Annotated in this window: 2 protein-coding genes; both read left to right on the top strand. The window is 66.3% G+C overall.

The annotated features are described in order from the left end of the window. Positions 1–1,575 (top strand): TonB-dependent receptor (locus tag I6U14_RS17795; RefSeq protein ID WP_296901164.1); only part of this gene is annotated, 1,575 nt, incomplete at its 5' end. Positions 1,576–1,698: 123 nt separating this feature from the next. Then, positions 1,699–2,538, top strand: coding sequence for a DUF3450 domain-containing protein (locus I6U14_RS17790; protein ID WP_296901163.1), 840 nt, complete (start codon positions 1,699–1,701; stop codon positions 2,536–2,538). Positions 2,539–2,660: the final 122 nt, after the last annotated feature.

Genomic DNA, 2,660 nt, shown 5'->3' with positions numbered 1-2,660 from the left:
CTGTTCGTCTATCACAGCAACAACGGCCAGTGGGACACGGGTGCCAAGGCGCGCGGGAGCAACGATCGCCTCAGTCTGGATGCCGCTGTCATCGGCCGTTCGGCGGGCGACATGAACACGCCCAATGCAAGAACAGCGGCCGAATCCGGCAATCCGAGCGATCCCAGGTTCACCGGCAGGCTGCCCTTTACCAACTTCGATCAACGCAACGCCCAGTTCGGCGCCGGCATATCGACCGATCTCGGCGAGTTCGGCATCCGCTACAACCAGTGGAACAACGAGAACAACTTTCTACTGCCGACCGGCAAGGGCATTGGGCTGTGGCTGCGCAACGACCAGCTTCAATTGACCGGCGACATACCGGTCGGCGCCGACTGGGTGTTGAAACCGACCCTCTCCTGGCAGAACAACCTGCGTCGAGCCAACACCGCCGGGACGCCGCTCAGCGCGGGCTATGACGGGACCATCAATCTCGAGTTTGATCGCTATGTCGCGAGAGTCGAGGCCATCCACGGCCTGCTCGGTCCCTTCGACGGCGGCACCCTCGGCGTCGAATACAGCGAGAAGACGCAATACTCGCGGGGCACCACGGTGCTGGCCCCTGGTGGCGACGTCAGCAACCTCGCCCTCTTTGCCTTCGAGAGCAAGGATATCGGCGCACTGACCCTGCATGCGGGCGTGCGCTACGATTGGCACACGGTCGCAGGAGACGCCGGCAAGACCAGGTCCCCGGTCAACTTCACCGGCCGGGATGAGAACCACTTCGGGGCCTTCACGGGTTCCCTGGGCGCCGTCTATCGTGTGACCGATCAGTTCGCGGTCGCCACCAACCTCGGGCGCGGCTTCCGTGCACCGAGCCTGTTCGAGCTCTACGCCGACGGTGTGCACGGCGGCGTCGCGGCCATTCAGGAGGGCAACCCGGACCTCGATGCCGAGACCTCGCTCAACATCGACCTCGGCCTTCGTTGGCGCTCGGATCGGCTGCAGGGCAGCGCCACCGTCTATCGCAATGCCATCAGCGACTACATCTATCTTCAGGACACCTTCGAGCGACGCAACGGCCTGCCCGTCTTCGAGTATCAGCAGGACGACGCCCTGTTGACGGGCTTGGAATTGGAGGCGGCTTGGCAGGTGACCGACCGCATCGAACTCGGGGCCACGCTCGACCTCGTCCGCGGCACCAACGATCGCACGGATGAGGATCTGCCCCTGTTGCCGGCGGATTCCCTCCGGGTCGACGCGACCTATCGGTTTGCCGAGCGCGGTCCGATCCGCGAGCCTTACCTCACCCTGGGTGTGCGGCACGCCGCCGCGAAGGACGCAGCGCCCGGAGAGCCCTTCGCACAGTTCGACGACCTCCCGTTCGGCACCGCATCCACCGACGCCTACACCCTGATGGACGTCGATATCGGGTTCGGCTTCCGCGCCTTCGGTAACCGCTTGGCGCGTGTCGACCTAGCCGTCCGCAATCTGTTCGACACCGAGTACCGGGACTTCCTCGATACCTACAAGGGCTATGCGCTGAGTCCGGGCCGTGATATCCGCGTGAGCCTGAGCGTGCCCTTCGGCGGCTGATGCTCCATGGCCACAAGGCGATGGTTTTGCCTGGGGTTCTTCCATCGCCTTGGCTGCTGATCTCCGTCGATCCGGCAGCACGGTTCACCTTCGCGCAGCTATTGACCGATGCCGATGATGATCATGTTCCCCGATCGACTCTGCTCTGCATTGCCGCTTGCGCTTGCCCTGATGGCTGGCCCCGCCTTCGCGGCCCCGGACGCTGTTGAGACTTCGGAGACGCTGAAGGCGGGCTCCGAGGCGCTGGATCAGGCGCTGGCGACCCAGGCCGACTCGGTGGAAGAGGCGGCGGCATCGCAGGCGCGTGTGGACGAGACGCGCGAGCAAACCCGGGAGCTGCTTGCGATGTTTCGCAACCGCAGCCGGGAGCTGGAGAGCCTCACTCGGTACAACGACCATGTCGAGCGCATGCTCGCCGCCCAGGATCAGCGCATTGCCGACACTGAGGAAGATCTCGCCGTCGCCGCACTCACCGAGCGTGAACTCATCCCGCTGCTGGAGCGCATGGTCGAGAGCCTCAGGCGCTTCGTCGCGCTGGACCTGCCCTTCGAGCGCGCCGAGCGCGAGGCCCAACTCGAGGCCCTCGCGGCGGTGATCGATGACCCCGCGGTGACCTCCGCGGAGAAGTTGCGGCGCATCCTCGCCGCTTACCGTCGCGAGCTCGACTACGGTCGCAACCTGGCAGCCTATCGGGTCCCGTTGCCGGCTTCGTCATCCGCTGGCAAGCCCCTCTCCGCGGCGGATGCGCCCACCGTGGACCTGCTGCGCGTCGGTCGGGTTGCGCTCTTCTATCGGTCGCTCGACGGCCGGCAGCTGGGCATCTGGGATACATCAACAGGGGACTGGGAGACCCTGCCGGCGCGCTGGCGCCAGCCCCTGGCCAAGGCGCTGCGGGTCGCCCGCAAGCAGTCGGCGCCGGACATCTTGACACTGCCGCTCCCCGCGGCCGGGACTCGTCCATGATCCGCGGCGTCGACTGCGCGTTGGGGTTCGTGCTCGCGGCCGCCGTGCTGCTGTCGCCCGCGGCACGAGCCGAGACGACCCCGTCCGCGCCCGAGTCGCTCGACGCCCTGCTCACCCAGGTC

This window comes from Thiohalocapsa sp. (assembly GCF_019695415.1).
GTDB lineage: Bacteria > Pseudomonadota > Gammaproteobacteria > Chromatiales > Chromatiaceae > Thiohalocapsa.
The sequence above is the reverse complement of the archived record's forward strand: the minus strand, read 5'-3'. Positions and strand labels throughout refer to the sequence as shown.

Bases quoted from the DNA above. Each gene is read 5' to 3' on its own strand.
- I6U14_RS17790 (WP_296901163.1), top strand. From the start codon at position 1,699: ATGTTCCCCGATCGACTCTGCTCTGCATTGCCGCTTGCGCTTGCCCTG.